General features: G+C 78.8%; 1 protein-coding gene. It reads right to left on the bottom strand.

Annotated features, from left to right (window positions below):
• Positions 1-5: 5 nt before the first annotated feature.
• Positions 6-250, bottom strand: a 245-nt coding sequence (locus WDW90_RS40310) for a hypothetical protein (protein ID WP_336493135.1), incomplete at its 5' end; no start/stop codon positions are given.

The following is a 250-nucleotide window of genomic DNA, read 5'->3' as shown; positions in this document are numbered from 1 at the left end:
AGATTTCATGCCCACAGCGGGGGGTCGGAGCCCCAGGGGTGCGCCGGCGCGGGGTAGTCGTCGACCGGCAGGGCCGGGCGCGCGGTCCGCACGCCGGCGTGGGTCACGGTGGTCGACGCCGGCGGCACGGCAGCGGGAGGAGGGTCCGGGTCGCGCCCCGGCGCGTCCAGCAGCCGGGCCGCCGTGCGGGCCAGCGAGACCGACACGTCGCGACCGGACCCGTCCGCAGACCGGTCGACCAGGCCGTCGA

Source organism: Methylobacterium nigriterrae (assembly GCF_037106235.1).
Lineage (GTDB): Bacteria > Pseudomonadota > Alphaproteobacteria > Rhizobiales > Beijerinckiaceae > Methylobacterium > Methylobacterium nigriterrae.
This window is presented reverse-complemented; position numbering and strand designations above follow the sequence as displayed.